This is a genomic window from Enterobacter sp. C4G1, from assembly GCF_052886895.1.
The window spans coordinates 1,509,064-1,534,793 of record NZ_JBQVVV010000002.1; the positions used below are offsets into that span (position 1 = coordinate 1,509,064).

At 55.6% G+C, this 25,730-nt stretch carries 19 protein-coding genes; 8 read left to right on the top strand and 11 right to left on the bottom strand.

Annotation, left to right across the window (positions count from 1 at the left end; all coding sequences use genetic code 11):
* The first annotated feature begins 2 nt into the window (after positions 1 to 2).
* Entirely contained in the window at positions 3 to 653 is a 651-nt protein-coding gene (rcsB, locus tag ACT9TW_RS21085) for a response regulator transcription factor RcsB (protein WP_003859405.1), read from the top strand.
* Between the two features lie 79 nt (positions 654 to 732).
* Here rcsB and rcsC read toward each other — a convergent pair whose 3' ends face one another.
* Together rcsC and gyrA are read right to left on the bottom strand one after the other, a co-directional pair.
* A complete protein-coding gene (rcsC, locus tag ACT9TW_RS21090) occupies positions 733 to 3,579 on the bottom strand; it encodes a two-component system sensor histidine kinase RcsC (protein WP_446493610.1) in 2,847 nt (948 codons plus the stop codon).
* Between the two features lie 136 nt (positions 3,580 to 3,715).
* Positions 3,716 to 6,352 carry a DNA topoisomerase (ATP-hydrolyzing) subunit A gene (gene gyrA / locus ACT9TW_RS21095; protein ID WP_395675375.1) on the bottom strand — a complete coding sequence of 879 codons (2,637 nt, stop codon included), beginning with the start codon at positions 6,350 to 6,352 and terminating at the stop codon, positions 3,716 to 3,718.
* A 132-nt stretch (positions 6,353 to 6,484) separates the two neighbouring features.
* Between gyrA and ubiG the strand changes: the two genes are divergently transcribed.
* The 4 genes from ubiG to yfaE all read left to right on the top strand — a co-directional run bounded on the left by ubiG (position 6,485) and on the right by yfaE (position 11,340).
* Positions 6,485 to 7,213 carry a bifunctional 2-polyprenyl-6-hydroxyphenol methylase/3-demethylubiquinol 3-O-methyltransferase UbiG gene (gene ubiG / locus ACT9TW_RS21100; RefSeq protein WP_182061836.1) on the top strand — a complete coding sequence of 243 codons (729 nt, stop codon included), beginning with the start codon at positions 6,485 to 6,487 and terminating at the stop codon, positions 7,211 to 7,213.
* 349 nt (positions 7,214 to 7,562) lie between these two features.
* On the top strand, positions 7,563 to 9,848 hold the full coding sequence (nrdA, locus tag ACT9TW_RS21105) for a class 1a ribonucleoside-diphosphate reductase subunit alpha (RefSeq protein WP_182061837.1): 2,286 nt from the start codon (positions 7,563 to 7,565) through the stop codon (positions 9,846 to 9,848).
* A 107-nt stretch (positions 9,849 to 9,955) separates the two neighbouring features.
* Entirely contained in the window at positions 9,956 to 11,086 is a 1,131-nt protein-coding gene (gene nrdB / locus ACT9TW_RS21110; protein WP_182061838.1) for a class Ia ribonucleoside-diphosphate reductase subunit beta, read from the top strand.
* A complete protein-coding gene (yfaE, locus tag ACT9TW_RS21115; RefSeq protein ID WP_182061839.1) occupies positions 11,086 to 11,340 on the top strand; it encodes a class I ribonucleotide reductase maintenance protein YfaE in 255 nt (84 codons plus the stop codon). Before nrdB ends, yfaE begins: the two co-directional genes overlap by 1 nt.
* Before the next feature lie 24 nt (positions 11,341 to 11,364).
* On the opposite strand, the gene glpQ is transcribed toward yfaE, so the two are convergent.
* A complete protein-coding gene (gene glpQ / locus ACT9TW_RS21120; protein WP_446493611.1) occupies positions 11,365 to 12,417 on the bottom strand; it encodes a glycerophosphodiester phosphodiesterase in 1,053 nt (350 codons plus the stop codon).
* 11 nt (positions 12,418 to 12,428) lie between these two features.
* Positions 12,429 to 13,781: a glycerol-3-phosphate transporter gene (gene glpT, locus ACT9TW_RS21125; RefSeq protein WP_182061841.1), complete on the bottom strand. Its 1,353-nt coding sequence runs from the start codon at positions 13,779 to 13,781 to the stop codon at positions 12,429 to 12,431.
* A 255-nt stretch (positions 13,782 to 14,036) separates the two neighbouring features.
* On the opposite strand from glpT, the gene glpA reads away from it, so the two are divergent.
* Genes glpA through glpC form a run of 3 tightly spaced genes read left to right on the top strand, consistent with a single transcriptional unit; the run spans position 14,037 to position 18,092 of the window.
* Positions 14,037 to 15,665, top strand: coding sequence for an anaerobic glycerol-3-phosphate dehydrogenase subunit A (glpA, locus tag ACT9TW_RS21130; RefSeq protein WP_446493612.1), 1,629 nt, complete (start codon positions 14,037 to 14,039; stop codon positions 15,663 to 15,665).
* Positions 15,655 to 16,905, top strand: coding sequence for a glycerol-3-phosphate dehydrogenase subunit GlpB (glpB, locus tag ACT9TW_RS21135; RefSeq protein WP_446493613.1), 1,251 nt, complete (start codon positions 15,655 to 15,657; stop codon positions 16,903 to 16,905). The genes glpA and glpB overlap by 11 nt, the downstream gene beginning before the upstream one ends.
* A complete protein-coding gene (gene glpC, locus ACT9TW_RS21140) occupies positions 16,902 to 18,092 on the top strand; it encodes an anaerobic glycerol-3-phosphate dehydrogenase subunit GlpC (protein WP_446493614.1) in 1,191 nt (396 codons plus the stop codon). Before glpB ends, glpC begins: the two co-directional genes overlap by 4 nt.
* Before the next feature lie 34 nt (positions 18,093 to 18,126).
* Here glpC and ACT9TW_RS21145 read toward each other — a convergent pair whose 3' ends face one another.
* The 7 genes from ACT9TW_RS21145 to menD all read right to left on the bottom strand — a co-directional run bounded on the left by ACT9TW_RS21145 (position 18,127) and on the right by menD (position 25,715).
* Positions 18,127 to 19,326: a nicotinamide mononucleotide deamidase-related protein YfaY gene (locus tag ACT9TW_RS21145; RefSeq protein WP_446493615.1), complete on the bottom strand. Its 1,200-nt coding sequence runs from the start codon at positions 19,324 to 19,326 to the stop codon at positions 18,127 to 18,129.
* Between the two features lie 92 nt (positions 19,327 to 19,418).
* Positions 19,419 to 19,961 carry a YfaZ family outer membrane protein gene (locus tag ACT9TW_RS21150; RefSeq protein ID WP_182061846.1) on the bottom strand — a complete coding sequence of 181 codons (543 nt, stop codon included), beginning with the start codon at positions 19,959 to 19,961 and terminating at the stop codon, positions 19,419 to 19,421.
* Between the two features lie 133 nt (positions 19,962 to 20,094).
* Positions 20,095 to 21,456: an o-succinylbenzoate--CoA ligase gene (gene menE, locus ACT9TW_RS21155; RefSeq protein ID WP_446493616.1), complete on the bottom strand. Its 1,362-nt coding sequence runs from the start codon at positions 21,454 to 21,456 to the stop codon at positions 20,095 to 20,097.
* Complete coding sequence (gene menC, locus ACT9TW_RS21160; protein ID WP_446493617.1) at positions 21,453 to 22,418, bottom strand: o-succinylbenzoate synthase; 966 nt, start codon at positions 22,416 to 22,418, stop codon at positions 21,453 to 21,455. The genes menE and menC overlap by 4 nt, the downstream gene beginning before the upstream one ends.
* Positions 22,418 to 23,275 carry a 1,4-dihydroxy-2-naphthoyl-CoA synthase gene (menB, locus tag ACT9TW_RS21165; protein ID WP_446493618.1) on the bottom strand — a complete coding sequence of 286 codons (858 nt, stop codon included), beginning with the start codon at positions 23,273 to 23,275 and terminating at the stop codon, positions 22,418 to 22,420. Before menB ends, menC begins: the two co-directional genes overlap by 1 nt.
* Entirely contained in the window at positions 23,272 to 24,048 is a 777-nt protein-coding gene (gene menH / locus ACT9TW_RS21170; RefSeq protein WP_446493619.1) for a 2-succinyl-6-hydroxy-2,4-cyclohexadiene-1-carboxylate synthase, read from the bottom strand. The genes menB and menH overlap by 4 nt, the downstream gene beginning before the upstream one ends.
* Entirely contained in the window at positions 24,045 to 25,715 is a 1,671-nt protein-coding gene (gene menD, locus ACT9TW_RS21175; RefSeq protein ID WP_446493620.1) for a 2-succinyl-5-enolpyruvyl-6-hydroxy-3-cyclohexene-1-carboxylic-acid synthase, read from the bottom strand. The genes menH and menD overlap by 4 nt, the downstream gene beginning before the upstream one ends.
* Between the last annotated feature and the right edge of the window lie 15 nt (positions 25,716 to 25,730).

Sequence of the window (25,730 nt, forward strand, 5' to 3'; positions counted from 1 at the left end):
ACATGAACAATATGAACGTAATTATTGCCGATGACCATCCGATTGTACTGTTCGGTATTCGCAAATCACTTGAACAGATCGAGTGGGTGAATGTAGTCGGTGAATTTGAAGACTCCACAGCACTGATCAATAACCTCCCAAAGCTTGATGCCCACGTGCTCATTACCGATCTCTCCATGCCTGGGGACAAGTACGGTGATGGGATCACGCTTATCAAATACATTAAACGCCATTTCCCGGACATCTCGATTATCGTTCTGACCATGAACAACAACCCGGCGATTTTAAGCGCCGTGCTGGATCTGGATATCGAAGGGATTGTGCTGAAACAAGGCGCGCCGACCGATCTGCCAAAAGCGCTGGCCGCGTTGCAGAAAGGCAAGAAATTCACCCCTGAAAGCGTTTCCCGTCTGCTGGAGAAAATTAGCGCGGGTGGCTACGGTGACAAACGCCTGTCGCCAAAAGAGAGTGAAGTTCTGCGCCTGTTCGCTGAAGGTTTCCTGGTGACCGAGATTGCCAAGAAGCTGAACCGCAGTATTAAAACCATCAGTAGCCAGAAGAAATCAGCCATGATGAAACTGGGTGTGGATAACGATATTGCACTGCTGAACTATCTCTCCTCCGTTACGCTGAGCGCGACGGACAAGGATTGATCCCCGGCGGGTGTGCGACCTGATGCCCTCTCCCAGTGGGTGAGGGAGAACAAACAAAAAGGCCCTTACGGGCCTTTTTTTATTTCCGCGTTTTTCTCACGCGATCTGCATAAATTGACAACGTCTGCTTGAGCACGTCCAGCGTCACCGGTTTCGACAGACAGCTATCCATGCCGGATTCCAGACAGCGCTGTTTCTCTTCCGCCAGCGCATTTGCCGTCACCCCCACCACCGGCAGAGTCAGGCCAAGCTGGCGAATACGCTGCGTCAGGCGATAACCGTCCATGTTCGGCATGTTGACGTCGCTTAACACGATATCGATGTGGTTTTTACTCAGGACATTCAGGGCATCCACGCCGTCATTGGCGGTTTTACACTGGTAACCCAGAGAGCCCAACTGGTCGGCAAGCAGTCGACGGTTAATTGGGTGATCGTCCACCACCAGAATCATCATATCGTCGTTCTTAGACGCCAGAGATTCTGGTGACGGCAGCGCCGCAGCCCCTTCGCTGTCTTCCAGCTGAACGCTGTAAATACGCGCCAGCAGCCCCAAAATTTCATGCGGCGTGGCGACACTGTGGATCCATTCCCCGGGAGCGCGTTCAAGCGGGATGCCGATATGACGACGGCAGAACGTGACCACGCCTCTTCCCGTCCAGGCCTGTTCCAGCTCGTCATCGGTGACCAGTATATCGTCAGCGTCCGGCGTTTGCCCTTCATAACGAGAAACCCGCATCCCGCTGTTGCTCAGCAATGATACCAGGAAATCATGCAACGAGGCGTTGTGAACGAACAGCCAGCAGCGCTTGCCGTTCAGCCCATCCAGCGTTGATTTCACCGGGTACTGCGCCGAATAGAGCGGAATACGGATGGTGAACTGGCTCCCCATGCCGGGTTCGGTGTCTACGGAGATATCGCCGTCCATCATGCTGATCAATTTTTCACAAATCGCCAGCCCCAGCCCTGTGCCCTGGAAGTTACGCTGCACACCGGTACCGACCTGGAAGAACGGGTCAAACAGGCGAACGACTTCCTTTGCCGGGATCCCCACCCCCGTATCACGCACGCGAATGCTCAGGTAATCCCCATCGTGGCCGACATGCAGCACAATACACCCGATGTCGGTAAACTTAATGGCATTGCTCAGCAGGTTAGAAATCACCTGCTGTAAACGCATCGGATCGCCCTGTAGCGTCAGCGGCACATCCGGTTCGATAAAGCAGTAAAGTCCGAGCTGTTTGCGTACCACCAGCGGCATGTAGTTGGCGCTGATGTGGTTCATCACTTCACGCGGGGAGAACTCGCGCGGCTCAATTTTCAGTTGCTCAGATTCAATTTTGGAGAAGTCGAGGATATCACTGATGATTTTCAGCAGCAGGCTCGACGAGTTGTTCATTGCCGTCACCAGGCGCTCAACGCCGTTTGGCAACTCTTTGGTTTGCAGAAGATCGAGGTTACCGATGATCCCGTACAGCGGGGTTCGCAGTTCATGGCTGACTGTCGCAAGGAACATGGATTTCGACTGGCTGGCCTGCTCTGCCGCCTGGGCCATCTCCTGCAATGACTCTTCCATTTTCACGCGGGCAGAAACATCCACCAGTACACAAATCGCCACGTTTTCATTGCGATAGCGGGAATGGACGAAACTGATTTGCAGGTTGGTATGGGTGCTGGTCAGCACATCCACAAAGTTAACCTGTTGCCCACAGATAATCTGCGTCAACCGTTGCCTGTCTTCATGCGTCAGCATGTTCAGGTAGTTATGCGCCAGCTCGTTACTGAGGATGTTCGTACCATCCTGGGTGCGCAGAATACAGATACCCACCGGGGCGGAAGCAACAATCTTACGGTTAAATTGCTCGTGCTCTTCCAGCCTCTGCGCGTCAATTTCCGCCGGGATAAAGATTTTCCGCTCGTACATACGCGCCAGTGTAAACAGCGCAATCCCGACCAGGACATTAAGAATAATGGCGTTGAGGATAAGGATTCGAATCCGCTCAAGCACCATGTCCACTGGCACGGAGTAAACAATGCTGAGCGAAGACGGGGGTAAACTTTTCTTCAGCACCAGCTCACGAAAACCAGACGTATAGCCAAACCAGGAACGTTCCTGCATCCAGTGGGAATCGACTTTTAACCGGTTTTCCGGCCCGGTCAGTGAAATCAGGGCATGGCCATTTTCATCCAGAACGGTCACGCCCATCGGCAGGCTGCCAGGAGTGAAGAAGTTCTCCATACGGATGGTTTGTTCAATGCCCAGCAGTGCCTGTAAGCGATTCCCCAGATAGACCGGCGTCAGGGCATAGAAATAACCCACGCCCATACGCGGCCCCTGGCTTATCCAGAAAAGATTGTTGCCGCGCTCGTCCTGCGGCGCATTACGGTACTTCACGATCCGTTCATGCAAGCTTTTCAGAGCGTCATCGCGCTCAACCGGAACATCACGCAGACCGAAATCAGCCATACACAGGTTGTCGCTGCCTATCAGGAAGACGCGATTAAGATCATAGGCGGCAGAAAAATTATCGCGCCAGTAGCGCATAAACCAGGCCAGTGATTCCAGTGACCCTCGCCAGGTGTTGCCCATTGCAGAGCAGTCAGAGTCCGGGAACAAAGGTTCGAAGTCCGGCACTTCCGTTTTGTCATTACGCCCGCGCGTGGCAAGCACCCCGTTTTCCGCCGTCAGGCGGTTTTCAGCGATGTACTTCAGCTCTTTCATCACATCAGAGGTGCGCTGAATATAACGCTGAGCCTGATCGGAACTGAGATTGAACTCCTGGCGGATCTCAGATTCTTTCTGGTGTAGCGCGTTTACGATGTAAAACACCGAGAACAGGGCCACCAGCAACCAAAGCAAAAGCGCCAACGCCCGGAACAGATAGCGAGAAACTTTTAGCGTGGTACGAAAGGAAACGAGGTATTTCAAGGGGGCGAGGCTCCGCCGTCGGGGTCAAAAAGAATGTGGTTTAAGGTAGCGGTAAACGCGCCTTGTCGCAACGTTCACTTGTCTGCATCTGAAAAAGAAAAGGGCCGGAATCCGGCCCTTTTTGCATCAGGAGACATTACTCTTCAGCGTCATCCGCTGCATCATCGTCGGTGTCGGCTTCTGGCGCGATTTCATCATCGCCTTCAGCTGCGCTACCGTCGATAGAGTCGAGCTCTTCGTCATCCACTGGCTCTGCCACACGTTGCAGACCCACGACGTTTTCATCTTCCGCAGTACGGATGAGGATAACGCCCTGGGTGTTACGGCCAACCACGCTGATCTCGGAAACACGTGTACGCACCAGCGTACCGGCATCGGTGATCATCATGATCTGGTCGGTATCATCTACCTGAACCGCGCCCACAACGGAACCGTTGCGCTCGGTCACTTTGATAGAGATAACGCCCTGCGTGCCACGGGACTTGGTCGGATATTCAGTTTCCGCTGTACGTTTACCATAGCCGTTCTGCGTCACGGTCAGGATTGCACCTTCACCGCGCGGAACGATCAGGGAAACCACGGAGTCTTCGCCCGCCAGTTTGATCCCACGAACGCCGGTCGCCGTACGACCCATCGCACGTACCGCGTTCTCTTTAAAGCGCACCACCTTACCGGCGGCGGAGAACAGCATCACTTCATCAGAACCGGAGGTCAGATCCACGCCAATCAGTTCATCGCCTTCGTTCAGATTCACCGCGATAATACCGGCAGAACGTGGACGGCTGAACTCGGTCAGTGCGGTTTTCTTCACGGTACCGCTTGCAGTCGCCATAAAGACGTTCACGCCTTCCGCATACTCACGTACTGGCAGAATAGCGGTGATACGCTCGTTCGCTTCCAGCGGCAGCAGGTTGACTATCGGACGACCACGCGCGCCACGGCTCGCTTCTGGCAACTGATACACTTTCATCCAGTACAGACGACCACGGCTGGAGAAGCAGAGGATCGTGTCATGGGTGTTGGCCACCAGCAGGCGGTCGATAAAGTCTTCTTCTTTAATGCGTGCCGCAGATTTACCTTTACCACCACGACGCTGTGCTTCGTAGTCGGTCAACGGCTGATACTTCACATAACCCTGGTGAGACAGGGTAACAACAACGTCTTCCTGGTTGATCAGGTCTTCGATGTTGATGTCCGCTGTATTCGCGGTGATTTCGGTGCGACGCTCATCGCCGAACTGATCGCGGACCAGCTCCAGCTCTTCACGGATCACTTCCATCAGGCGATCTGCGCTACCCAGGATATGCAGCAGCTCAGCAATCTGCTCCAGCAGCTCTTTGTACTCGTCGAGCAGTTTTTCATGCTCAAGGCCGGTCAGTTTCTGCAAACGCAGATCCAGAATGGCCTGGGCCTGCTGTTCAGTCAGGTAATACTGACCGTCACGCACGCCAAATTCTGGCTCCAGCCACTCAGGACGCGCAGCGTCATCGCCCGCACGTTCCAGCATTGCCGATACGTTACCCAGCTCCCACGGACGCGCAATCAGAGAGGCTTTCGCTTCAGCTGGCGTCGGCGCACGACGGATCAACTCGATGATCGGATCGATGTTAGCCAGAGCAACGGCCAGCGCTTCAAGGATGTGCGCACGATCGCGCGCTTTACGCAGTTCGAAAATAGTACGGCGAGTCACCACTTCACGGCGGTGACGCACGAACGCGCTCAGGATCTCTTTCAGGTTCATGATCTTCGGCTGACCATGGTGCAGTGCGACCATGTTGATACCGAAGGAGACCTGAAGCTGAGTCTGGGAATACAGGTTGTTCAGAACAACCTCACCCACCGCGTCGCGTTTGATTTCAATCACGATGCGCATCCCGTCTTTGTCAGACTCGTCACGCAGCGCGCTGATACCTTCAACACGTTTTTCTTTTACCAGCTCGGCGATTTTCTCAATCAGACGAGCCTTGTTCACCTGATACGGGATCTCGTGAACAATAATGGTTTCACGGCCGGTTTTGGCGTCGGCTTCTACTTCGGCGCGGGCACGGATGTAGATCTTGCCGCGACCGGTGCGATACGCTTCTTCGATACCACGACGACCGTTGATGATCGCCGCCGTCGGGAAGTCCGGCCCCGGGATGTGTTCCATCAGCCCTTCAATGCTGATCTCTTCATCGTCGATAAAGGCCAGGCAGCCGTTGATCACTTCCGTGATGTTATGCGGTGGGATGTTGGTTGCCATCCCGACGGCGATACCGGACGAACCGTTAACCAACAGGTTCGGGATCTTGGTTGGCATGACGTCTGGGATGCGTTCGGTGCCGTCGTAGTTATCGACGAAATCAACGGTCTCTTTTTCCAGGTCGGCCATCAGCTCATGGGCGATTTTCGACATACGGATTTCCGTATAACGCATCGCCGCGGCGGAGTCGCCGTCGACCGAACCAAAGTTACCCTGTCCATCTACCAGCATGTAACGCAGGGAGAATGGCTGCGCCATACGGACGATCGTGTCATAAACGGCAGTATCACCATGCGGGTGATATTTACCGATAACGTCACCCACGACACGGGCAGATTTTTTATAGGCTTTATTCCAGTCATTGCCCAATACGTTCATGGCGTATAGTACGCGACGGTGTACCGGCTTAAGGCCATCGCGGACGTCCGGCAGCGCACGGCCAACAATGACCGACATCGCATAGTCCAGATAGGAGCTCTTCAGCTCTTCCTCGATGTTAACCGGTGTAATTTCTCTCGCAAGGTCGCTCATCTAACCGCTATCCCTCTACTGTATCCCGGATTCAAAGGTCGCAAATTATAACACACCCACAGGGTTATAAACCAATTTGGTTTATTATCCTGATATACTGCCCCGTCTTTAAATTACGGAGTAAAAGCGTCCATGAATGCCGAAAAATCCCCGGTGGCTCACAACGTTGACCATGAAGAGATTGCCAAATTCGAAGCGGTGGCGTCCCGCTGGTGGGATCTCGAAGGTGAGTTTAAACCTCTGCACCGTATTAACCCGCTGCGTCTGGGCTATATCGCGGAGCGTTCCGGCGGCCTGTTCGGGAAAAAAGTGCTCGATGTTGGTTGTGGCGGCGGCATCCTGGCGGAAAGCATGGCACGCGAAGGAGCAACAGTTACCGGCCTGGACATGGGGTTTGAACCTTTGCAGGTTGCGCGCTTGCACGCGCTGGAGTCCGGTGTGCAGGTCGAGTATGTGCAAGAAACTGTCGAGGAACATGCAGCGAAGCACGCCCATCAGTACGATGTGGTGACCTGCATGGAGATGCTCGAACACGTACCCGACCCACAGTCGGTGGTGAATGCCTGTGCAAAACTGGTTAAACCCGGCGGCCAGGTGTTTTTCTCCACCATTAACCGTAACGGTAAAGCCTGGCTGATGGCCGTGGTCGGTGCAGAATATGTCCTGCGCATGGTGCCGAAAGGGACACATGATGTGAAGAAATTCATCAAGCCTGCTGAATTACTGAGCTGGGTGGATCACACATGGCTCAAAGAGCAGCACATCACGGGTCTGCATTACAATCCATTAACAGACAAATTCAAGCTCGCCCCGGGTGTTGATGTTAACTATATGTTGCATACAACAGCCAAAAATGACTAACGTCATCAAATAATCTTATAAAGATTGCGCGACATCATGTTGCGCAATTTTGACCTCCCGTTGAAGAAATCAGCACTCGATCAAATTTTGAATTTTTTTTCTAAATTATTGACATGTCTTCCAGGCCTTACGGTACGAGGACTTAGGCTTTTTTACCCTTTCACAACCTCAATTTAACGTCAAAATCAACCCTTGTGCTGAAATGATTCGATACTAGAATACTCACCATATAGCGTTTTTCTTATCGCAAACCCCCTATATGTAGTATTTATCCACAGAGTTAGTCACAAGGCAGCCCTGTGGATAAACGGGGGATATTTTTTTATTTCACGGACAGGTAAAAACCCACATGAATCAGAGTCTGCTGGTGACAAAACGCGACGGTACTACCGAGCGTATCAATCTGGACAAAATCCATCGAGTTCTCGACTGGGCAGCAGAAGGACTGAACAACGTATCTATTTCCCAGGTTGAACTGCGTTCCCATATCCAGTTCTACGACGGCATCAAAACGTCTGATATTCACGAAACCATCATCAAAGCAGCGGCAGATCTGATCTCCCGCGAAGCACCGGATTATCAGTACCTGGCTGCACGCCTGGCCATTTTCCACCTGCGTAAAAAAGCCTACGGCCAGTTTGAGCCGCCAGCGCTGTTTGACCACGTTGTGAAAATGGTTGAGTTAGGCAAATACGACACGCATCTGCTGGAAGACTACACGGAAGAAGAGTTCGAGCAGATGAACGGGTTTATCGATCACTGGCGCGATATGAACTTCTCCTATGCGGCAGTGAAACAGCTTGAAGGCAAATACCTGGTTCAGAACCGTGTAACCGGCGAAATCTACGAGAGCGCCCAGTTCCTCTATATTCTGGTTGCTGCCTGCCTGTTCTCTAACTATCCGCGTGATACCCGTCTGGAATACGTGAAGCGTTTCTACGATGCGGTGTCGACGTTCAAGATTTCTCTGCCAACGCCAATCATGTCTGGCGTGCGCACCCCTACCCGTCAGTTCAGCTCCTGCGTACTGATCGAGTGTGGCGACAGCCTGGATTCCATCAACGCCACCTCCAGCGCCATTGTGAAATACGTCTCCCAGCGTGCCGGTATCGGTATCAACGCCGGTCGTATTCGTGCCCTGGGTAGCCCAATTCGCGGCGGCGAAGCGTTCCACACCGGCTGTATCCCGTTCTATAAGCACTTCCAGACGGCAGTGAAATCCTGCTCTCAGGGCGGCGTGCGTGGTGGTGCAGCAACCCTGTTCTACCCAATGTGGCATCTGGAAGTTGAAAGCCTGCTGGTACTGAAAAACAACCGTGGTGTTGAAGGCAACCGCGTGCGCCACATGGACTACGGCGTGCAGATCAACAAACTGATGTACACCCGTCTGCTGAAAGGTGAAGAGATCACCCTGTTCAGCCCGTCCGACGTCCCGGGCCTGTACGATGCCTTCTTCGCCGATCAGGATGAGTTTGAGCGTCTGTACACCAAATACGAAAAAGACGACAGCATCCGTAAGCAACGCGTGAAAGCGGTAGACCTGTTCTCTCTGATGATGCAGGAACGTGCCTCTACTGGCCGTATCTACATTCAGAACGTTGACCACTGCAACACTCACAGCCCGTTCGACCCGGCTGTTGCGCCAGTGCGCCAGTCTAACCTGTGCCTGGAAATCGCCCTGCCAACCAAACCGCTGGACGATGTAAACGACGAAAACGGTGAAATTGCGCTGTGTACGCTGTCTGCTTTCAACCTGGGTGCCATTAAGAGCCTGGACGAGCTGGAAGAGCTGGCTGTGCTGGCTGTACGCGCACTCGATGCCCTGCTGGATTACCAGGATTACCCAATCCCGGCGGCAAAACGTGGCGCAATGGGTCGTCGTACCCTGGGTATTGGCGTGATCAACTTCGCCTACTGGCTGGCGAAAAACGGCAAGCGTTACTCTGACGGCAGCGCCAACAACCTGACCCACCAGACGTTTGAAGCAATTCAGTATTACCTGATGAAAGCGTCCAACGAGCTGGCGAAAGAGCAAGGTGCGTGTCCGTGGTTTAACGAAACCACTTACGCGAAAGGCATTCTGCCAATCGACACCTATAAGAAAGACCTGGATGCGATCGTCAGCGAACCGCTGCACCTCGACTGGGAAGGTTTGCGCGAGTCCATCAAAACGCACGGCCTGCGTAACTCTACGCTCTCTGCCCTGATGCCGTCCGAGACCTCTTCGCAGATCTCTAACGCCACCAACGGTATTGAGCCACCACGCGGCCATGTGAGCATCAAAGCATCGAAAGACGGCGTTCTGCGTCAGGTGGTGCCAGATTACGAAACGCTGGGCAACAACTACGAGCTGCTGTGGGAAATGCCAAACAACGACGGTTACCTGCAGCTGGTGGGTATCATGCAGAAGTTTATCGACCAGTCGATCTCTGCGAATACCAACTATGACCCAACGCGCTTCCCGTCTGGCAAGGTTCCGATGCAGCAACTGCTGAAAGACCTGCTCACTGCCTATAAATTTGGCGTGAAAACCCTGTACTATCACAACACCCGTGATGGTGCTGAAGACGCCCAGGACGACATGGTACCGTCAATTCAGGACGATGGCTGCGAAAGCGGCGCATGTAAGATCTAATAAATCCCCTCACCCTAACCCTCTCCCACAGGGAGAGGGAACTCTTTCCCCCTCTCCCTGTGGGAGAGGGCCGGGGTGAGGGGGAAATAACACCACAGGACACATTCATGGCATATACCACCTTTTCACAGACGAAAAACGACCAGCTCAAAGAGCCGATGTTCTTCGGCCAGCCGGTCAACGTGGCACGCTACGATCAGCAAAAATATGACATCTTCGAAAAGCTGATCGAAAAGCAACTCTCCTTCTTCTGGCGCCCGGAAGAAGTTGACGTTTCCCGCGATCGTATTGATTTCCAGGCGCTGCCGGATCACGAAAAGCATATCTTCCTCAGCAACCTGAAGTACCAGACGCTGCTGGACTCTATTCAGGGTCGTAGCCCGAACGTAGCGCTGCTGCCGCTGATCTCGATTCCAGAGCTGGAAACCTGGGTTGAAACCTGGGCGTTCTCAGAGACGATCCACTCCCGCTCTTACACCCATATCATCCGCAATATCGTTAACGATCCTGCGGTGGTGTTTGACGATATCGTCACCAACGAGCAGATCCAGAAACGTGCGGAAGGTATTGCGCACTACTACGATGAGCTTATCGAGATGACCAGCTACTGGCATCTGCTGGGCGAAGGCACACACAACGTGAATGGCAAAACCATTACCGTGAACCTGCGCGCACTGAAAAAGCAACTGTACCTGTGCCTGATGAGCGTAAACGCGCTGGAAGCCATTCGCTTCTACGTAAGCTTCGCCTGCTCCTTCGCTTTCGCTGAGCGCAAGCTGATGGAAGGTAACGCTAAAATCATCCGTCTGATCGCCCGTGACGAAGCCCTGCACCTGACCGGCACTCAGCATATGCTGAACCTGCTGCGCAGCGGCGCGGACGACCCGGAAATGGCGGAAATCGCCGAAGAGTGCAAACAGGAGTGCTACGACCTGTTTGTACTGGCCGCACAGCAAGAGAAAGAGTGGGCAGATTACCTGTTCCGCGATGGCTCCATGATCGGCCTGAACAAAGACATTCTGTGCCAGTATGTTGAGTACATTACCAACATCCGTATGCAGGCTGTTGGCCTTGATCTGCCGTTCCAGACCCGCTCCAACCCGATCCCATGGATCAACACCTGGCTGGTATCCGATAACGTGCAGGTTGCGCCGCAGGAAGTGGAAGTGAGTTCTTATCTTGTCGGTCAGATTGACGCTGAAGTGGATACTGACGACCTGAGCAACTTCCAGCTCTGATGACACGCGTAACGCTCAGTCTTTCTGGTACAGAAGTGCTGTGCCAGGAAGAGCACCCTTCTCTGCTGGTGGCGCTTGAAGCGCATCAGGTTGAGGTAGAGTACCAGTGTCGTGCCGGGTATTGCGGCTCCTGCCGCTGCCGCCTGGTCGCAGGCCAGGTCGACTGGCTGACCGAACCGCTGGCCTTTATCAACGAAGGGGAAATTTTGCCCTGCTGCTGCCGGGCAAAAGGCGATATCGAAATCGAGATGTAAAAAAAGGGCCTTACGGCCCTTTTTCTATTTTAAGAACGTTACTGCTTTATCCGGGAAATCCGTAAACAACCCGTCCACACCCGCCTGGTTATACAACACGTCGTAAAGCTGGTTTACGTCCGTCGCATACTCTGGCAACTGGTCTGCACGCACCGTATACGGATGTACCTGCATCTTGCTGGCGTGTGATTCTTTCACCATCGCCGTCAGCTTCACGTGGCCCGGCGTTGAACCTTCAGCCACCAGCATATGGTAATCCGGCCCGATGCCGTCGGCGTACTGCGCAATCTGCTTCATCGCACCTGGCTTAAACATCCAGTCGTAGTTGTAGTTCACCCACTTCCCGTCTGGCTGTTTCTCCTGGGTTTCATTCCAGTCGGTATACGCAATCAGCTGCACCAGATTGAGGTTCATCCCCATTTTTGGCTCCAGCTCGGTTTTAATGCGCTTCAGTTCAGCGGCATCAAAACATTGCAGATAGACTTTGTCCTGCTTGCTGGTGTAGCCGTACTTCTTCAGTACCTCCAGCGTTCTGGCAGCAATGTCCTTCCCTTCCTGATGATGGAACCACGGCGCTTTTATTTCCGGGTAGATGCCAATGTTTTTGCCCGTCGAGTGGTTCAGCCCCTGAACAAACTCTATCTCCTCTTCGAAGGTATGAATGCGGAAATCAGATTTGCCCATCGGGAAACGTCCCGGATAGACCTGCACTTTCTTGCCGTTTTCAATCTCAAAGCCTTCGGTAAATTTCAGCGAGCGAATCTCCGCCAGCGTGAAGTCGATGGCGTAATAGCGCCCGTCTTTACGGGCGCGATCCGGGAAACGTTCGGCCACATCTGTCACACGGTCAAGATAGTGGTCATGCAGGACAACCAGTTGGTCGTCCTTCGTCATCACCAGATCCTGCTCCAGGTAATCCGCGCCCTGCGCATAGGCCATCGCTTTCGCCGGCAGCGTGTGTTCCGGCAGGTAGCCGCTCGCGCCACGGTGGGCAATAACAATCTTATCGGCTGCCAGTGCGGAGCCTGTTATCAGACCGGCCAGCAACAGGCCGGTCGCAAGTTGCGTCAATTTCATCGTAATATTCCTTATCGACGACGCGCCAGCACTTCAGCGTGGTGACGTTTTTCACCAATCATCACAACAATCAGCAGCAGTACTGCCAGCACGCTACCGCCAATCATCACCATAAAGCCGCCATCCCAGCCGAAGAAGTCAACGGTATAGCCCACAATGGCGCTCGCCGCGACCGAGCCGCCCAGATAACCAAACAGCCCGGTAAAGCCTGCTGCCGTCCCTGCCGCTTTTTTCGGTGCCAGCTCCAGCGCGTGAAGGCCAATCAGCATCACCGGGCCATAAATCAGGAAGCCAATTACGATCATACAGGCCATATCCACTCCCGGGTTGCCCGGCGGGTTGAGCCAGTAAACCACGGTAGCGATGGTCACCAGGGTCATAAAGAACACGCCCGTGGCACCACGGTTGCCTCTGAACACTTTGTCCGACATCCACCCACACAGCAGCGTGCCTGGGATCCCGGCATATTCATACAGGAAGTAAGCCCAGGAAGATTTATCCAGCGCGAAGTGCTTAACCTCTTTCAGGTAAGTTGGCGACCAGTCGAGGATGCCGTAACGCAGCAGGTAGACAAACACGTTCGCCACTGCGATGTACCACAGCAGTTTATTGGGCAGCACATACTTCATGAAGATCTGTTTCGCCGTCAGCTCTTCTTCGTGTTGCTCGCTGTAATCATCCGGGTAGTCATTTTTATACTCTTCAATCGCTGGCAGACCGCAGGACTGCGGCGTATCGCGCATCAGCGCGAAGGCAAAAATGGCTACCACAATTGCGCCAAAGGCAGGCATGTAGAGCGCGGCTTTCCAGTCGTTGAACCAGGCCATCCCCAGCAGGAACAGCAGCGGCGGAATACCGCCACCCACGTTATGCGCACAGTTCCACACCGACACGATGCCGCCACGTTCTTTCTGCGACCACCAGTGCACCATGGTACGTCCGCACGGCGGCCACCCCATCCCCTGGAACCAGCCGCACAGGAACAGCAGCACAAACATAACGGCAATGCTCGACGTCGCCCATGGCACAAAGCCCATAAACAACATCACTGCGGCCGCCAGAATCAGACCGGCAGGCAAGAAAACGCGCGGATTCGAGCGATCCGACACCGACCCCATAATGAATTTAGAAAAACCGTAGGCAATTGAAATCCCGGACAGCGCGAACCCCAGGTCACCGCGCGAGAAGCCCTGCTCTACCAGATACGGCATGGCGAGCGCAAAGTTCTTACGTACCAGATAGTAAGCCGCGTACCCGAAGAAAATCCCGAGGAAGATTTGCCAACGCAGGCGACGGTAAAGCGGATCGATTTCTGCCTCTGGCAGACGCGCCCGATGCGGGGCAGGTTTGAAGATACTGAGCATGATAGCCTCCGTGGCCGTATTTGAATTTTCAGAGGGTTATCTACCCCCTAACTCCAGAGAGGCGGCGATGTTAAAAAATCACAGTGATTGTTACTGTGAAACAACGCACAGATTGTTACAGAAATATAACAGGATGCGCAAAAAAGCGCATGAAATCACGCTTCACTTTCGATTCTTGCTCGATTATGTTCGAAATCAAACAAACCACAGAATTGATGTGGCTAAATGGTAAAAAAACGAACATGAGGGAAGACAATGACAATTCACGATCCCCGCTATAGCGATGTGATTATCATTGGCGGTGGGGCAACAGGTGCAGGTATCGCACGCGACTGCGCCCTGCGAGGGTTAAATGTGACGCTACTCGAGCGTCACGATATCGCAACGGGCGCAACCGGGCGTAATCATGGTTTGCTGCACAGCGGCGCGCGGTATGCCGTCACAGACGGTGAATCTGCGCGCGAGTGTATTGCCGAAAACCAGATCCTCAAACGCATCGCCCGCCACTGTATTGAACCGACCGATGGCCTGTTCATCACCCTTCCCGAAGATGATCTCGCGTTCCAGCACACCTTTCTTACGGCCTGTACTGCCGCGGGTATTCACGCCGAAGCGATAGATCCCGCCATGGCGCGTCGCCTTGAGCCTTCTGTAAACCCGGCGCTGATGGGTGCTGTTAAAGTCCCCGACGGCACCGTGGATCCGTTTCGTCTCACGGCCGCCAATATGCTGGATGCCCGTGAGCATGGCGCCCGCATCCTGACCGGACATGAAGTCACTGGCCTTATCCGCAAGGGAGATAGCGTGTGCGGCGTGCGGGTGTTTGACCCGCAATATAATGAATACAGCGAACTGTATGCTCCCGTGGTGGTCAATGCGGCGGGGATCTGGGGGCAGCGCATTGCAGAATATGCCGACTTATCCATCCGCATGTTCCCGGCCAAAGGCTCGCTGCTGATCCTCGATCACCGCATCAATAACCATGTCATTAACCGCTGCCGTAAACCGTCTGACGCCGATATTCTGGTGCCGGGTGACACAATCTCGTTGATTGGCACCACCTCAACCCACGTTGACTACAGCGAGATTGATTACAACCGGGTGACCGCCGAAGAGGTCGATATTCTGCTGCGCGAAGGGGAAAAGCTGGCCCCGGTAATGGCCCGCACTCGTATTCTTCGTGCTTATGCTGGTGTACGCCCACTGGTTGCCAGTGATAACGACCCCAGCGGTCGTAACGTCAGCCGTGGCATTGTGCTGCTCGATCACGCACAGCGCGACGGCATGGAAGGCTTTATTACCATCACCGGCGGTAAACTGATGACCTACCGTCTGATGGCGCAGTGGGCCACAGACGCCGTGTGTCGCAAACTGGGCAATACTGAGCCCTGCGTTACCGCAGAGAGGCCCCTCCCTGGATCACAGCAATCCACCGAAAAAACGCTGCAAAAAATCATCTCATTGCCCGCGCCACTGCGTGGGTCTGCGGTCTATCGCCACGGTGACCGGACACCAGCGTGGCTCGGTGAGGGGCGACTTAGCCGAAGCCTGGTGTGCGAGTGCGAGGCGGTGACCGCTGGTGAAGTGCAGTACGCGGTTGAAAACCTGACGGTGAATAACCTGCTCGATTTACGCCGCCGCACGCGCGTCGGCATGGGGACCTGTCAGGGCGAGCTTTGCGCCTGCCGCGCGGCCGGGCTGCTGCAACGTTTTCACGCCACCACCTCAACCCAGTCGCTTGCTCAGCTCAGCGATTTTTTAAACGAACGCTGGAAAGGCATTCAGCCTGTTGCCTGGGGCGATGCCCTGCGCGAAAGCGAATTCACCCGCTGGGTCTACCAGGGGCTTTGCGGTCTGGAGAAGGAACAACACGATGAAATTTGATACGGTTATCGTTGGCGGCGGGCTGGCAGGTGTGCTTTGCGGTATCCGGCTGACACAGCAGGGCCTGCGCTGTGCGATTATTACTCGCGGCCAAAGTGCCCTGCACTTCTCTTCAGGCTCTCTGGATCTGCTGGGCGCGTTGCCTGACGGCTCGCTGGTCCACACGCCGCTAAAAGCCCTCGACAATCTGCCGCCTGAACACCCTTACACCCTGATTGGCGCGCAAAATGTTGCCCGTTTTGCCCATCAAACCGAAACCCTGCTGGCGGCTTGCGGCGCGCGCTTACAGGGCAGCGCCCAGCTCAACCATCAGCGGGTGACGCCGCTCGGCACGCTGCGTAGTGCCTGGCTTAGCCCGGAAGAGGTTCCCGTCGCGCCATTCAAAGCCAGACTCGTGCTGGTGGTGGGTATCAGCGGTTTTCTCGATTTCCAGCCGCATCTTGCTGCGGCCTCGCTTAACCAGCAGGGTATCAGCGCCGACACGGCGGAAATCGAGCTGCCCGAACTGGATGTTCTGCGGGAAAACCCGAGCGAATTTCGGGCGGTCAACATCGCCAGGCTGCTTGATAACGAAGACAAATGGCCGCTGCTGTTTGAAGCGCTTAAACCCCTCAGCGAAAAATACGACACTCTGTTTATGCCCGCCTGCTTTGGCTTAACGGACAACCGGCTCTGGCGCTGGCTGTCGGACCGTCTCCCATGCCCTGTTGGTTTACTTCCCACACTGCCTCCGTCCGTGCCTGGCATTCGTTTGCATAACCAGTTGCAACGCCAGTTCATCGCCCAGGGCGGTATCTGGATGGCGGGAGATGAGGTGAAAAATATCACCCTGAAAGACGACGCAGTCAGTGAAGTCTGGACCCGAAACCATGCTGATATTCCCCTGCGTACCCGTTTTGCCGTACTCGCCAGCGGGAGTTTCTTCAGCAATGGGCTGTTAAGCAGCCGCACCGGCATCCGCGAAGCCATTCTGGGGCTGGATGTCCGGCAAAGCACGTCCCGTGCCGACTGGTATCAGAGCGATTTCTTCACTCCACAGCCCTGGCAGCAGTTCGGCGTCATTGTCGATAACACCCTGCGCCCGCAGTTGTCAGGCGCGTCCATCGATAATCTCTACGCCATCGGTTCCATTCTGGGCGGATACGATCCCATCGCCCAGGGCTGTGGCGGCGGTGTTTGTGCCATTACGGCGCTCAGTGTTGCAGAACAGATTTGCCAGCGCGCGGAGGCGGAACAATGAACGACACCCATTTTGAAAGCTGCATTAAATGTACGGTCTGCACCACGGTTTGCCCGGTAAGCGGCGTTAACCCTGCCTATCCGGGGCCAAAACAGGCCGGGCCAGACGGTGAACGCCTGCGCCTGAAAGATGGTGCACTGTACGATGAAGCGCTGAAGTACTGTATCAACTGCAAACGCTGTGAAGTGGCCTGCCCGTCAGATGTCAACATTGGCGACATCATTCAGCGGGCGCGGGCGCGCTACAGCCGGCAAAAGCCGACGCTGCGCGATGCCATTCTCAGCCATACCGACCTGATGGGCAGTGTCTCAACGCCTTTCGCTCCGCTGGTAAATGCCGCCACATCGCTCAAACCGGTGCGCCAGCTGCTGGATGCCACGCTTAAGATCGATCACCATCGTAGCCTGCCGAAGTATTCCCACGGCACTTTCCGGCGATGGTACAAATCCGTGGCGGCAGAACAGGCGCAGTTTGCCGAACAGGTGGCCTTCTTCCACGGTTGCTACGTGAATTACAACCATCCGCAACTGGGGAAAGATCTGCTGAAAGTGCTGAATGCGATGGGCACCGGCGTGCAGCTGCTGAGCAAAGAGAAGTGCTGCGGCGTGCCGTTGATTGCCAACGGTTTTACCGATAAAGCACGTAAACAGGCCAAAAGCAATGTCACGTCGCTTCGTGAGGCGATTGTCGATAAAGGTATTCCGGTGCTGGCGACCTCTTCCACCTGTACCTTCACGCTACGCGATGAGTATCCGCACGTGCTGGATGTGGATAACAGCGGTCTGCGTGAACACATCGAACTGGCGACCCGTTTTCTGTGGCGCAAGCTCGATAGCGGACAGACTCTGCCGCTGGGCAAATTACCGCTGAAAGTGGTCTATCACACTCCCTGCCACATGGAAAAAATGGGATGGTCGCTCTATACGCTCGAACTGTTGCGCCTGATCCCAGGACTGGAACTGACGGTGCTGGATTCACGTTGTTGTGGTATCGCGGGAACGTACGGGTTCAAAAGTGAAAACTACGAAACATCGCAGGCGATTGGGGCGCCCTTGTTCCGCCAGATTGAAGAGAGCGGTGCGGATTTGGTGGTGACCGACTGCGAAACCTGTAAATGGCAGATTGAGATGTCCACCAGCAAACGTTGCGAACACCCTATTACCTTGTTGGCTAAAGCACTGGGGTAAACAGTGCCGGGGTGCGTTCACCCCGGCAAAGGTGTTACCCGATAAACATCGACTCGACGACGTTGATCCAGCCGTGTTCGCTGGCTACCTCTTTTCCGTTCAGCCAGCGGCGCAGCATGTTCAGCGCCATCATGGCGCACACCTCCTGACGCACGGCTAAACTGTGGCGGGTAATGCTCATTTTCACCCGCAGCGCGTGCGCCCCTTCCGGGGTGGCGAGCGCAAAGTTAAGGTGGTCATCGTCAATCCCGCCGATGGCAAGCGCCAGCCCGGCAAAATGATTCACCCTGCGCTCAGACGCCCAGTGCGCCGTTTGCGCCAGCGTCTCTTGCTGGAACGGTACAACCTCGCTGGCCAGCAGCGGTGCTTCGGCTCTGGAAAGCTGCAATGCCAGCAATCCGCCGGTGAACTGTTCGCTTAAGGTGACGCTCAGTTGGCGGGATTGCAGACTGCGGGCAATTTGCGCGGGCAGCCCTTCTGTCCCTTCAAAAATCAGGCTTTCACCCGCCACACGCTGTACTTCTGGCCACAGCGCCAGCATGGCCGCTTTTTGCGTAGCCGGCCCCGTCAGTTTGAGCTCGATAATCGGCATTGAGGAGCGGTAGCCCATCGACACGCCAGGCGGCAGTTGCAGGTGATCAAGGCTTTGCGCCAGATCGCTTTCAGAGCGGCCAAAGGTGGTCAGGCGCAAGCACAGCGGCGGTTCAGGCAGCGTAAAGCGCTCGCGCAGGCGCGGCAGAATTTGCTGCTCCACCATGACTTTAAATTCAGAAGGGACACCCGGTGTGAAGAACATCAGGCAACGGTTCAGTTTGATGGCAAATCCGCAGGCGGTGCCTACCGGATTATCCACCAGTTCGGCGCTGGCGGGAATTTCAGCCTGCTTGCGGTTGCTAGGGGCCATGACCCTACCGCGTTCTGTGAAGAAGCGCTCCATCTGAGTGAGCCACTCTTCATGCATCACCAGGCCTTCGCCTTTGGCCGTGGCGGCGGCCAGCGCGCTTAAATCATCACTGGTGGGGCCAAGCCCGCCGTTCACAATCAGTACATCGGCGTGTTCACTGCGTTCGCGCAGAATATTCACCAGTGACTCAAGATTGTCGCCCACTGTATTGCGGCGCGTTAACGGTAATCCTTGCTCAAAGAATAAATCGGCCAGCCAGGCAGCATTGGTATCAATAATTTGTCCATGCAGCACTTCGTCGCCAGTGGATAACATTTCCACGCTTATCATTGTGTTCTCCCACTTCTATGGTCAAAACACTATAACGCAATGAGCATAGGTGGGAAGAGAAACTGGCGCGGCAGAACACCGCGCCAAAGAGATTAGAAGCCTGCGCTGACACCCACATACGGGCCATCGGCCAGGGCGTTGTCGCGATTGCCATCTTTACCTGCCAGATTCAGGTAACGGTAGCCTGCTTCAATCGTGATCGGACGCATGATAGTCCAGCGCGCACCGGCGTTGGCTTCTTCATAGCTCTCAATGCCGCTGGAAAGCGAATCCGGAGAGTAGTAGTACTCGCCGAACAGGCCGAAGCTGTCGCCGATTTTCCACTGCAAACCGCCACCCACAGCCGCCGCGTAGCCTTCATCACCGTCATTTGGATTGGTGTAAACGCCTTTGCCGCCTACGGTCGCCAGGAATGGTCCCAGAGGAATGTTCAGACCCAGGCCGAGGCTTGCCGCATCGCCATCGTCGTCGTTATGCGTCCAGCCGCCGGTCATTGCCAGGCCGGAGCTTTCCGTGCCCAGGCCAAAGCCCAGGTGGGTGTAATCCTGACCCGCCGAGCCGTTAAAGCTGATGGCGTTAGCCGCCGCAGAAACAAAAATAAGGCCGCTGAGGCCCAGTAATGCCACTTTTTTCATTGTCGTGATCCCACACCGTTTAATTAGAGATGTCCCAAAACCGCGAGATTTTAAACCGAGTCTCTCTGGGATCAAGCACTCTGCGTGCGCCAGACAAGAAGATTGTAACTATTTGATACTCTGGCAGGTGTGGCTATCCCTTTAAGGTTGCATTGACCCACTGCTGCAATGCGCGGCGCGAAACCTTAATGCCGCCATTTTTTAGCTCTGCAGGCAACGCCAGCCAGCGCACGGGCTGCTGGAAACGCGCCAGCTTATCTCTTATCCAGTCAGGGAAAAGCGTAATATCCGTGCCCGGCTCGCATTCCACTACCGCCACCGGACGCTGGCCAAATTCGGCGTCATCCAGCGGGACGACAAACACCTGGCTTATCTGCGGATGGGTGGCGATAACACGCTCCAGTGATTCCGGCTGAACCCCTTCACCACCGCTGAAAAAGAGATTATCCATACGCCCAAGGATGGACAGCCTGCCGTTATGCAACTCCCCACGATCGCGGGTGGCAAACCAGCCCTGACCGTTGGTGAGCGGGATCAGCGCGCCGTCTCGCCAGTAGCCTGCGGCCATACTCTGCGCCCTGACCCAGACTTCACCTTCCACCACCTGCACGTCCCTGCCCGGCAGGGCGACACCGACATCCGGCTCACCGTCGGCCTCTTTAGCACAAACGGTAGAGGCAAATTCGGTCAGGCCGTAGCCGCAGAACGTGCGGATCCCCTGCTCCCGCGCTTTATGCGTCAGCTCAACAGGGATTGCCGCCCCGCCGAGTAAAACTGCTTTCAGCGCAATATGATGCGGGACATTGAGCAGACGCCAGAGCTGTGTGGGCACCAGTGAAGCATGAGTGCACCCCTGTAATGCCTGCTCCAGCGGCTGTTTTTCCCGCACGGTTAAGCGCGCCCCTGAGAGCAACCAGCGCCACAAGATCCCCTGGCCGGAAACATGAAAAAGCGGCAACGACAGCAGCCAGTCGTCCTCATCGCCATACGGCATTAACGACAACACGCCACGTGCGCTGGCAAGATGGGCAGCACAGGTATGCACCGCCGCTTTGGGTAATCCGGTGGAGCCAGACGTCAGCGTCATGGAAGCCAGACGCTCAGGCTGCCACATCACCGCATCGTCGCCAGACCTATCCTCCATCTGTAGTGGCGGAAGTCCGTCATAGGTTGCGTCCAGCACCAGCGCAAAGCGAAGCGTCATCTGTGGGATCAACACATCCAGCAGTGGGCGCGGCAACTGTGGATTAACAGGCAGAATACGGGCACCGCATTGCAGCAGCGCCAGCCATGCCAGTAACGTCTGCGGATGGTTATGGGCGAGCAGCATGACGCCATCGCCCCCTTTTACCCCTTGCTGATGAAAGCCGGCTGCAAGGCTATCGATACGCGCGCACAACATCGCCCAACTGAGGACGCTGTCGTCTAAGCGCAGCGCCGGTTTATCGGCAAATTGTGCACGCCAGTGCCGCCACGGCCAGTCACTAAAACTCATCGCAGCGTCTCCAGCGCCTCAACACCCAGGCACGGCAGCGTGCTGCCAGGCCACTGGCGGATAAGCTGCGCCTGCATCAGGTTTAGCGTATCCAGCCCGGGAACGGTGTGTGGCGTTAACCATGCGGCAATGCGCGCCAGTTGCGTCAGGCCAAGACTGGATTCAATGGACGAGCTGATCACCGCCGTCATTCCCAGGGCATGTGCCGCAGAAACCTGCTCGCGTACTTTTTCCAGGCTGCCGGTCAGCATGGGCTTAATCACCACCGCGCTGACGCCCGGTTCCGCCGCAAACACAAAATCTGGCTCACGCAGGCTTTCATCCCAGGCAATCGCGATCCCCGTATCCTGGGCAAAGGCTCGCGAATCGTCACGGGTTTTACACGGTTCTTCCAGAAAGGCGATACGGTCGCGATACGCAGGATTGACGTACTTTGCAAACTGCTGCGCCTTAAGCGGCGTCCAGGCGCGATTGGCATCCAGACGCAGACGCAAGTCGGGGATGGCTTCCAGCAGCAGGTTAGCCACCATTCCGTCGCGCACCGCTTCATATAATCCGACTTTAATTTTCGCCACTTTCTCGCCGGGCATGGCCGAGAGTAGCGCAAACAGTTCATCAGGATCGCCGGTACACAGGGGGGCTGTGCGGTAGTCCGCATCGGCAGGCAGACTGCCGTCAAGCTCTGCCAGCGTGCAGCTTATCCCGAACGCCGCAGAAGGCACGTCAGGCAACGCGGGATCAACTCCCGCACGCCATTCGTTCACCCAGGCCAGCAACGCCGCCTGAGCGTCATCCAGCGATTCCAGGCTAAAGCCCGGAAGCGGTGACACTTCACCCCACCCGTGATTGTCGCCCTGCTGTAAGTAAACGAAAAATCCGTCACGGGTTTTTAACCGCCGTTCACGCAGCACCACGCCCGCGTCCATGGGTATCTGCCAGCGATAAACCTGCGCGCGACGCATTATGGATTCCGTTTGTATTTGCTGAAGTCTGGCTGGCGTTTTTCGTTAAACGCGTTGCGTCCTTCCTGACCTTCTTCGGTCATGTAGAACAGCATGGTGGCGTTACCCGCCAGCTCCTGTAAACCGGCCTGGCCGTCGCAGTCGGCGTTCAGAGCGGCTTTCAGGCAACGCAGTGCCATTGGGCTGTTTTGCAGCATCTCGCGGCACCAGCGCACAGTCTCTTTTTCGAGGTCAGCGTTCGGTACAACGGTGTTAACCAGCCCCATATCGAGAGCTTCCTGGGCATTGTACTGACGGCACAGGAACCAGATCTCACGGGCTTTTTTCTGCCCAACGATACGCGCCATATAGGAGGCGCCCCAGCCACCGTCGAAAGAGCCGACTTTCGGGCCAGTCTGGCCGAAGATGGCGTTTTCAGCGGCAATAGTCAGGTCGCACATCATGTGCAGCACGTGGCCGCCACCGATGGAGTAACCCGCCACCATCGCAACAACCGGTTTCGGGCAGGTGCGGATCTGACGCTGGAAATCGAGCACGTTCAGGTGATGCGTACCCGCATCATCCTGATATCCGCCGTAGTCGCCACGCACTTTCTGATCGCCACCGGCGCAGAATGCTTTGTCACCTTCGCCGGTCAGAACGATTACCCCGATATTGTCGTCATAGCGCGCATCGGCCAGCGCCTGAATCATCTCTTTGACGGTCAGCGGACGGAAGGCGTTACGTACCTGCGGGCGATTAATCGTGATTTTGGCAATGCCGTCAGCGGATTTGTGGTAACGAATGTCGGTGTAGCCTTCGGAGCAGTCTTGCCATTCAACCGGTGTATAGAGCATTTGTTCATCAGGATAGATCATAGAGAGTCCTTTATTCGAAGACGCAGTATCTGAGCCAGACTCGCAGCAACCGCGGCCGGGTTTTCCCGGTGGGCGTTGTGTCCGGCATTAGGGATCACATGGCAAACGGCATCCAGTTCGCGCGCGATGGCGGCAAACTTTTCATCACGTTCACCATATAAATAGTGAAAAGGGACATCGCAGGCGCGAAGTTCTGCTCGCAAATCGGGCTGGACGGCAAGCGAGGTTGCCTCAAGCATATCCGCCAGCTGTGCACCGCGGTTCTGGCGGCGCAGCATAATCAGGTCATGACGTTGTGCGTCAGTGAGGGACGCAAAGACAGGCTGTTGATACCAGTCGGCAAAAACAGACTCAAGTGGCTGCTGGCGAAAACGCGTTGCCCAGCGCCCGTCGGACTGACGTCGGGCATTGCGTTCTTCGGCATTTTGCAACCCCGGATGCCCACCTTCGACAATCAAACCACACAGCCCCGCAGGTTGCTGAGCCGCATGGCACATCGCAATGCGGCCGCCGAGAGAGTACCCCACCAGCCAATAGTTAAGTATGTTGTAACTAAGAAGGGTATTTTCCAGTAACGCGTTAACCGCTTCAAAACCAGAGACAGTGATATGCGCAGATCCCCCGTGCCCGGGCAGATCAAGATACAGTCGGGGAGAGTCGCACAGCGATTCCCCGACGGCCTGCCACTCGCGGCAATCGCCTGAAAATCCATGTAAAAAGACCAGCCAGGGAGTTCCTGGCTTTCCGGCCTGCTGCGCACCCGCAAGGATCACAGGTGGCTTACCTGTGCCAACAGACTTTGCAGCTGCTGTGCCCCGGCGGAATCATTCACCACCAGCTCAATCAACGTTGCACCCGGCTGACGCCATGCGCTACTCAGCGCGGTTTCCAGCTCTGACCAGCTTTCCGGGCGGTGATATTTCAGGCTGAACATCGCCGCCGCGTGTTCAAACTGCACATTCTGCGGCATCAGATAGAACTGTTCGCGCTCACTCTGCGGCGTGGGCAGTAACGAGAAAATCTGCCCGCCATTGTTGTTCACCACAATCAGCACAAACGGAGCCGAAGCCTGGCGCAATAACGCCAACGCGTTGAGATCGTAAAGTGCAGAGAGATCACCCACCACCGCCAGAGTCGATTTCGCGCTGGCGCGCTGCACGCCCGCCGCCGTAGAGATAAGCCCGTCAATCCCGCTAGCGCCACGGTTGCTGTAAACCGGGTATCCGGCAGGCAGCTTAGAGAATGCATCAATCAGGCGCACCACCAGGCTATTGCCGACAAACAGCTGCCCCTGCTCTGGCAGATACTGACGAATGCGATGCGCAAGCCCGGCTTCGCCAAAGCCTTCGCACTGTGATTTGGTTAACTCCCACGCCTGGCGAGAAAGCTCGGGGATTTCCACCGCCCAGGGTTTACGTTTTTCTGCGGGGTGAAGTTCCAGCCAGGTATCAATACTGCTGACCAGACGACGGCCACGATGGTGCGCCGGGTCAAGCCGCCCTTCCAGCGGGTCCACCAGCCAGTACTCTTCCGGCTCACAGGCGGCCTGCCACTGCAAGACGCGTTTTCCCGTGAGGCTGGAGCCAATCTGGACGACAATTTGCGCTTGCGCCAACTCGGTAACCGCTTTTGCGTTACCCAGCCAGAGATCGGCGCACGGCAGCGGCTGCCCGGTTTGTGAAAGGACATCGCCAATCAGCGGCCAGCCGAGGGTTTGTGCCCATTCAGCCACCTGCCTGCCTTCTGCCGCGCTCATGCGCCCGGCAATGACCACACCGCGCTTTTGCCGCCAGAAGAACCAGTCACGCTGCTTCGCGCTTTCCAGATGAGTCTGTTCGCGCAGCCAGGTTTTTTCACTGTTCCACCAGTCGCCAAGTGTCTGCTGCCATTCAAGCCCAGTGTCATCCAGCTCGCCATACAGCGGCTCGGCAAACGGACAGTTGATATGCAATGCCCCACCGCGCAGCGTGCCCATCGCGTGATCGAGCGTCGATACCAGCCAGCTTGCCGGGATGTCCTGGGTTGGGCGCGGCAACGAAATACTCTGCGAAGGATGAGACGCAAAAATACCCGGCTGACGAATGGCCTGATTTGCGCCGCAGTCAATAAGCTCTGGCGGGCGATCGGCGGTTAGCAGGATCAATTTTTCACCGGTTAACCCGGCTTCAATAATTGCCGGGTAGAGGTTAGCCACCGCCGTACCGGATGTAACAATCACCGCCACGGGCTCTTTACTGACTTTTGCCAGCCCCAGCGCCAGGTGGCCTAAACCGCGCTCATCAAAATGGGTGTGATGAATAAACGTCCGGTTTTCAGCTGCCGCAAGGGTCAGCGGCGTAGAGCGGGAACCGGGTGCAATACACACGTGCCTGACACCATGGCGGGTCAGGGCTTCAAGGATCACCGTCGCCCAGCGTCGGTTAAAAGAACTTACTGACATGAGATTGTCCGGTAT

Excerpts from the sequence above, each read along its gene's own strand:
- yfaE (WP_182061839.1), top strand. The coding sequence starts at position 11,086 with ATGACACGCGTAACGCTCAGTCTTTCTGGTACAGAAGTGCTGTGCCAG.
- menB (WP_446493618.1), bottom strand. The coding sequence starts at position 23,275 with ATGATCTATCCTGATGAACAAATGCTCTATACACCGGTTGAATGGCAA.
- glpT (WP_182061841.1), bottom strand. The coding sequence starts at position 13,781 with ATGCTCAGTATCTTCAAACCTGCCCCGCATCGGGCGCGTCTGCCAGAG.
- menE (WP_446493616.1), bottom strand. The coding sequence starts at position 21,456 with ATGAGTTTTAGTGACTGGCCGTGGCGGCACTGGCGTGCACAATTTGCC.
- ubiG (WP_182061836.1), top strand. The coding sequence starts at position 6,485 with ATGAATGCCGAAAAATCCCCGGTGGCTCACAACGTTGACCATGAAGAG.
- glpA (WP_446493612.1), top strand. The coding sequence starts at position 14,037 with ATGACAATTCACGATCCCCGCTATAGCGATGTGATTATCATTGGCGGT.
- glpC (WP_446493614.1), top strand. The coding sequence starts at position 16,902 with ATGAACGACACCCATTTTGAAAGCTGCATTAAATGTACGGTCTGCACC.
- gyrA (WP_395675375.1), bottom strand. The coding sequence starts at position 6,352 with ATGAGCGACCTTGCGAGAGAAATTACACCGGTTAACATCGAGGAAGAG.
- nrdA (WP_182061837.1), top strand. The coding sequence starts at position 7,563 with ATGAATCAGAGTCTGCTGGTGACAAAACGCGACGGTACTACCGAGCGT.
- ACT9TW_RS21145 (WP_446493615.1), bottom strand. The coding sequence starts at position 19,326 with ATGATAAGCGTGGAAATGTTATCCACTGGCGACGAAGTGCTGCATGGA.
- menC (WP_446493617.1), bottom strand. The coding sequence starts at position 22,418 with ATGCGTCGCGCGCAGGTTTATCGCTGGCAGATACCCATGGACGCGGGC.
- rcsB (WP_003859405.1), top strand. The coding sequence starts at position 3 with ATGAACAATATGAACGTAATTATTGCCGATGACCATCCGATTGTACTG.
- glpQ (WP_446493611.1), bottom strand. The coding sequence starts at position 12,417 with ATGAAATTGACGCAACTTGCGACCGGCCTGTTGCTGGCCGGTCTGATA.
- glpB (WP_446493613.1), top strand. The coding sequence starts at position 15,655 with ATGAAATTTGATACGGTTATCGTTGGCGGCGGGCTGGCAGGTGTGCTT.
- menD (WP_446493620.1), bottom strand. The coding sequence starts at position 25,715 with ATGTCAGTAAGTTCTTTTAACCGACGCTGGGCGACGGTGATCCTTGAA.
- ACT9TW_RS21150 (WP_182061846.1), bottom strand. The coding sequence starts at position 19,961 with ATGAAAAAAGTGGCATTACTGGGCCTCAGCGGCCTTATTTTTGTTTCT.
- nrdB (WP_182061838.1), top strand. The coding sequence starts at position 9,956 with ATGGCATATACCACCTTTTCACAGACGAAAAACGACCAGCTCAAAGAG.